At 72.1% G+C, this 6,000-nt stretch carries 6 protein-coding genes and 1 pseudogene; 6 read left to right on the forward strand and 1 reads right to left on the reverse strand.

Annotation, left to right across the window (positions count from 1 at the left end):
- The first annotated feature begins 15 nt into the window (after positions 1 to 15).
- From IH61_RS42820 to IH61_RS0111680, 3 genes are all read left to right on the forward strand, one after another.
- Positions 16 to 1,434 carry a serine/threonine-protein kinase gene (locus IH61_RS42820; RefSeq protein ID WP_051836859.1) on the forward strand — a complete coding sequence of 473 codons (1,419 nt, stop codon included), beginning with the start codon at positions 16 to 18 and terminating at the stop codon, positions 1,432 to 1,434.
- Positions 1,435 to 1,685: 251 nt separating this feature from the next.
- Positions 1,686 to 2,084: a hypothetical protein gene (locus tag IH61_RS0111675; protein WP_031068499.1), complete on the forward strand. Its 399-nt coding sequence runs from the start codon at positions 1,686 to 1,688 to the stop codon at positions 2,082 to 2,084.
- Positions 2,085 to 2,195: 111 nt separating this feature from the next.
- A complete protein-coding gene (locus IH61_RS0111680; RefSeq protein WP_031068501.1) occupies positions 2,196 to 3,086 on the forward strand; it encodes a hypothetical protein in 891 nt (296 codons plus the stop codon).
- Positions 3,087 to 3,355: 269 nt separating this feature from the next.
- On the opposite strand, the gene IH61_RS0111690 is transcribed toward IH61_RS0111680, so the two are convergent.
- Positions 3,356 to 4,327: a LuxR C-terminal-related transcriptional regulator gene (locus IH61_RS0111690; RefSeq protein ID WP_031068505.1), complete on the reverse strand. Its 972-nt coding sequence runs from the start codon at positions 4,325 to 4,327 to the stop codon at positions 3,356 to 3,358.
- A gap of 354 nt (positions 4,328 to 4,681) precedes the next feature.
- On the opposite strand from IH61_RS0111690, the gene IH61_RS46915 reads away from it, so the two are divergent.
- The 3 genes and pseudogenes from IH61_RS46915 to IH61_RS0111705 form a co-directional block, all read left to right on the forward strand.
- The gene (locus IH61_RS46915; RefSeq protein ID WP_158844910.1) at positions 4,682 to 4,831 is read left to right on the forward strand and encodes a hypothetical protein; all 150 of its coding nucleotides are present in this window, start codon (positions 4,682 to 4,684) and stop codon (positions 4,829 to 4,831) included.
- A gap of 5 nt (positions 4,832 to 4,836) precedes the next feature.
- Positions 4,837 to 5,157, forward strand: a complete 321-nt coding sequence (locus IH61_RS0111700; RefSeq protein WP_031068507.1) for a hypothetical protein — start codon at positions 4,837 to 4,839, stop codon at positions 5,155 to 5,157.
- Between the two features lie 147 nt (positions 5,158 to 5,304).
- Positions 5,305 to 6,000 (forward strand): annotated as a pseudogene (locus IH61_RS0111705) (hypothetical protein); the annotation flags it as partial.

A 6,000-nucleotide genomic window follows, 5' to 3' on the forward strand; every position in this document is an offset into this window, starting at 1 on the left:
CTAAGGTAGGGACCTGTGACAGCAGCGAACGGGGCACTCGTCGGGGGGCGCTACCGCCTTCTCGACCTCATCGGGCAGGGCGGCATGGGCCGCGTATGGCTGGGGCGGGACGAAACGCTGGGGCGGGACGTCGCCGTGAAGGAGGTGCTGCTGCCCTCCGGCGTGACGGAGGAGCACCGCGAGCAGCTCCTCCAGCGCACGTTGCGCGAGGCGCTCGCCGCCGCGCGGCTCAACCACCCGGGCATCATCACCGTGCACGACGTGGTCGAGCACGAGGGCGCACCGGTGATCGTCATGGAGTACGTCACCGGCGCCTCGCTCGCCGTCGCGCTCGAGCGCGACGGCGCGCTGCCGGTGCAGCGGGTGGCCGAGATCGGCGCCGCCATGGTGAAGGCCCTTCAGAAGGCCCACGCGGCGGGGATCGTCCACCGGGACCTCAAGCCGGACAACGTGCTGCTGATGGACGAGCGCGTCGTCCTCACCGACTTCGGCATCGCGCACATGGCGGACGCGACCACGGCGCTCACCCGCACCGGCGCCGTCGTCGGCACCCCCGCGTACATGGCCCCCGAGCAGTTGGAGGGCAGGCCCCCGACGCCCGCCAACGACCTGTGGTCGCTGGGCGCGACGCTGTACGCGGCGGTGGAGGGCGAGGCGCCCTTCCACGCGGAGACGTTCAGCGCGCTGTGCATCGCCGTCGTCACCCAGCCGCCGCGACCGATGCGGCGCGCGGGCGCCCTCGGGGCGGTGCTGGCCGCTCTGCTGACCAAGGACCCGGCGCAGCGGCTGACGGCGGAGCAGGCGCTGGCGGCGCTGGAGTCGGTGGCGCGTACGGGCGTGGCCCCGGCTGTACTCCCCGTAGCGGCCCCGGTCGTGCCCGCGCAGGCGCCGTCGCCCGGGTTCGGGCCTCCGCCGTCGTACTACCAGGTGGCGCAGCCCCAGCCGCAGCAACCCCAGCCCCAGCCCTGGCCCGCGCAGCCACCGGCCGTCGGCTCCTACGCACCGACACCCGCGCCCGTACCGGCACTCACCGCCGTCACCACCCGGCCCCCGGCGAGCCCGGCCTCGGCGCGCCTGGTGCGCTTCGTCGGCTGCCTGGCCCTGCTGTGGATCGTCGGCACCGTGCTGCCGTGGAACTACCTGGGCCGGATGCCGTCCTCCTTCGTCCCGTACGCGGTCGTGACCACCGTCGTGATCGCCCTCCTGCACGCCCTGCCGCGCCCCCGGCTGAACCCGGCACTGGCGTGGGTGCTGCTGTTCGTCGCCGACGTGCTGCTGTTCTTCGTGACCCGGGAGGTCGTCGCGGTCGAGCTGCTGGGCATCCCGACCCTGGGCTTCGGGGACACCCCGGCGCAGATCGCCGTCAACATGCTGTTCGTCTCCACCGGCGCCTGGCTCCTGTGGTGGAAGGTCCCCGGCAGCCGTCCCAGCTGACTCCACATCATCTGGGACGTCTCCAGTTCCGCCCGCGCTCATCGTCTCAAAGCCCAGGTCAGCGACCTGAGACACCCTCAGCGAGGTCCTCGGCCGGGTGGGACGCCGTCGAGCGGGTCGGCCGCGTGCCTACGGTTGTGGCCGAGCCGGGAAGCCCGTCAAGGGCACCTCGGCTCGGCCCGGCCACCGTCGTGACGAGCTTCGGCGGCCGGGCGGACCATCCGCTCACTCGACCCACGGGGACGAACCACATGAAGAAGATCACGGCCGCTCTCGGCCTCGCCGCCACGCTCGCCGCGTCCACCATCGCGCTCGCGCCGTCGGCCTCCGCCATCAACTGCCAGGAGAACAGCCTCACCACTGGCGGCCAGGGGAACGTGTGGGACACCGCCGTCAAGGCCGCCGACGACTGCCACGACGTCAACCTGGTCTCGGCCGGTGCCGCCGGCGGCGTCGGCTACGACGGCTACATGGGCATGTACAAGGACGGCAACGGCTACTGGCACTCCGCGGCCTCCGGCTACCACTGGCTGAACGACGGCTACTACAGCCTCGGCTCGGTCGTCCTGATCTCCAACCTCACCGCCGGCCGGACCTTCGGCGTCTCCGAGTACAAGAGCCTCGCCGGCAACGTCCACGTCCAGCACTGACACCGGGGGCCGCGAAGGCCCCGACGCCGCCGGCAGGCGCACCGCACCCCGTGCGCCTGCCGGCGGCACCCCGGTCACCGTCGACCACCGACCACCGAGAGAAACGGCACCATGCGACGCCCCACCCGGCACCCCCGCCGGTCCGCCGGCACCATCGCGGCCCTCGTGGGCACGCTCCTGCTCCTCGGTCCGACGGCGTGCTCCAGCCCGGCCGACCACCCCGACCCCGCCGCACGGGCGGCGGGGGGCTCGGCCGCGCCTGTACCGCCGACCCCCGTGACGCGGACGATGCCGTCGGACATCACGCCCATGCTGCTGCCGTCGACCGGCGCGGAGACCCGCTGGTCCCAGGGCCTGGACACCTTCGCCACCCTCGCCGGGAACGCCGCCACCCGCGCCTGCGCCCACTCCCGGGGCACCGCGGAGCCCGACACGATGCCCGGCATGTTCCTCCGGACCATGGACATCCCCGACCTCCCCTTCATCCAGGCGCACGGCTTCAGCGGCGGCTTCGCCCCCGGAGAGCCCGCGACCGGTTCGGCCGGGGCCCCGAAGCCTCCGAGCGCCGAGCAGCAGCAGTGCCTGCAGGAGGGTAAGAAGGCCGCGCAGGAGCTGAAGGGCCTCTACGCTCCGTTGCAGTCGCAGTGGTACTCCCAGATGGCCTCCCTCCGGCACACCCCCGACGTCCAGGCCGCCTACCAGCGCTTCAACTCCTGCCTGGCCGAGCACGGCGTGAAGGCCAAGGACGAGGACGCCGTCTTCGCCCAGGTCGACCAGCTCACCCAGGACGGCGACACCACCGCCACCGCGCACCTCGGCGAGATCTACGCCGCCTGCATGGCACCGGTGGAGGCCGTCCGGGAGCCGATCCGCGCGAAGCAGCGGGACGACTTCCGCGCCGGGCACGCGGCCGAACTCGCCGCGCTGAGCAGCTCCCTGCCCAAGAAGATCCACGAGTTCGAGGAGCGCTACGGCCTCCAGATCGCGTTCCCCACGCCCTGACCCTCGATACGCCGTGACCGCAGCGCGTCGACCGCAGCTCCGTGAGCCCCGCCCACCCGGGCGGGGCTCACGTCGTCGTGCGGATCACCCGCCCGCGCCAAGGCAGTTGTGAATCGATCGGACGCTCAACCACGGGAGGGCACACCATCGGCGAGCCCCTGGTCTCCCAGGCCAGGGCCTACGTCCAGGCCCTCATGACCGCGACGGCCAGCTCCTACGCCTGGCACGAGACCACCGGCCGCCTCCGCCCGTAACGGCCCACCCCGGCGTCAGAGCCACCCCCGGTGGGCGGCCTTGATGCCCGCCTCGAAGCGGCTGCTGGCACCGAGCCGCTCCATGATCGAGGACATGTGGCGGCCGACCGTACGCGAGGAGACGCCCAGGCGCTGGCCGACGGCGTCGTCGGTCAGGCCGGAGCTCAGCAGGCGCAGGAGTTCGCGCTCGGTCGCGGTAAGGCCCGTCCGGGGGTCCTCGGGCTGGGCGGCACCGAGGGGGACGGCCGTGTTCCACGCCTGCTCGTAGAAGTCGAGCAGGGCAGCGAGGATGCCCGGTTCGGTGATGTACAGGGCGCCCTTGCGATTGTCCGCGGGGTCGATCGGCACGAGCGCCTGGGTCCGGTCGACCACGACCATGCGCTGGGGGATCGTGGGCGCGGTGCGGACCTCGCTGCCCCGGCCGAGGAGCCAGTGGGCGTAGGCCCCGACGTGGGGCTGGCTGCGGGTGGCGTCCTGGTAGAGCGTGCGCATGGTGATGCCCCTGCCGAGAGCCTCCGCATCGGCGGGGCGGCCGGCGTCGAGGTCCTCCGGGCGCTGGCATCCTGGCTGGCTGCTGAGGACCTCGGTGGTGGCCTCGTGCCCCATCCGCTCGAGGCGGCCCTGGATCGCATCCATCCCGAGCAGCCGTTCGCCGTGGCCGGCGCGGTGCTCGGCGCGGGCGGCCACCATCTGCGTGACAGCCGCGCGCGAGGCCGCCAACTTGGCCTGACGAGCAGCCAGTTCGGCCTCCTGCACGGCGAGGACCCCGGCCAGTCCGATCTCGGGACTCACCGCCCTCATCAGCCCGGGGCGGTCTACGGAGACGCGGAGCAGGGTGAGCCGACTCAACTCGTCGAACTGGTCGTGTACCTCTACGGAGGTCAGGCCGCAGTGGTCGGCAATCTCGTCCACGCCGTAGGAGGGGTGGTCGAGCATGGCCTGGTACACCGCTGCGGCCGAGGTGGTCAGTCCCAGCACCTCGAGCATTCGTTTCCCCCCAAGTGGCCCCGTGGGGCACCCATCTGAACGTCCTCATCCAAACAGATCTCCGATTCTTCGAGCAAGAACCACCTATCCCCCTATGGGCTGACCTGCGCCTTTTGCGCGTGGCCTGCAACGCAGGTCACGCGAATGACCTGTCATGCACATGGCTTACGTGTCGGACTCCGGACAGTCCGGTAGGCGACAGCCCGAACACCTTCCGGCGGGGTCGGCGACCGACGAAGCTATTCATCGCCGCCAGGGAAACACCCCGGACGGCAGCCGGACGAAGCGCCAACCGCGGGGCGCTCCGCCCGTCCTGAACGAGCCGCATCACTCCCATCGGAGGGAACTCCCACCATGCTTCGCACCCGCCTCGCCCAGGCCGCCGCGGTCGCCACTGTTGCCCTCACCGGGATCGTCCTCGCGCCCTCCGCCGCCACCGCCGCCGACCCGGTCGGCGCCCCCACCCCGGCGGTGACCCAGGACAGCCTCACCTGGGGCAGCTGAGCGACTTGGACATCGTCTACACCTCCCTGATCCCACGGCAGCCCGGGCACCACGTCCACGAGCCGACCGCCGGGGCAGAGATCGTAGACGCCCTGTGGGCCCACGCACTTCCCGGCGACGGACTCGAGCACGTCAACGCCCGTCCCGAACCCGACCGGGTCGACCTCCTGCTCTACCTACGCACCCCCGACTCCCCCGATGCGCCCGCCGCGCTCCAGCGCGCCCACGACCTGATCGTGCGCAGCCATCGGACCTCTCCCCGGCTCAACCGGCACTACCTGCCGCCGGAGCCGCTCCCGGCACCCGAGGACAGCAGCGCCGGCTGAGAGCCGCGCCCGTCACCTCGCCGCTCCGCCGACGCCTTCACCTGCCGCAGCCACGACCTGCAGCCGCTCGCACTATCGGCGTGCCCGCTCCGAATCGTCGAACCATCCTGCTCAGCCACCATCCTGACACCCAGAAGGAGCCCAACCATGTCCCGTCGCACCGTCGCCCGCGGCCTCTCCGTCGCCCTGACCGCCGCTACCGCCTCCGCCCTCCTGACCGCCCTTCCCGCCCACGCCGACACCGTGGTCACGGACTCGGCGCAGGTCACCTCGACGGGCACCCTGGGCAACGGCGCCGCCCCTGGCGGCCCGGTGACCCGCGGTCAGGCCGTGGCCCGTGCCCAGGACTGGGTGAACAAGGCCGTCCCGTACAGCCCCAACGGCCTGAACAGCCCGTACGGTTGGTGGGCCGACGCCGAGACCGGCGGGCGCTACCGCCAGGACTGCTCCGGCCTGGTGTCGATGGCCTGGCAGCTGCCGAGCAGCCTCACCACCGGGTACCTGCCGGGCGTCTCCACCCCCATCGACATCGACAGCCTCCAGCCCGGCGACGCCCTGAACAACATCTCCACCCACACCGCGCTGTTCACTGGTTGGGCCGACAGCTCCCACAACAATGCCAACATCATCGAGGAGTGGAGCCGCTCCGGCCCGACCCGTGCCCGCACCATGGGCCGCTCCGAGATGAGCACCCGCGGCTTCAATGCGTACCGCTACAACAAGATCGTCGACGGCAGCGTCCCCTCGGCCAATTCGACGAAGGTGGGGGTGTTCCGCAACGGGAACTGGGGGCTGCGCAACGCCTCCGGCGGTACGACCTCGGTCTCCTTCGGCCAGCCCGGC

Origin of the sequence: Streptomyces sp. NRRL WC-3742 (genome assembly GCF_000720635.1) — a bacterium.
GTDB lineage: Bacteria > Actinomycetota > Actinomycetes > Streptomycetales > Streptomycetaceae > Kitasatospora.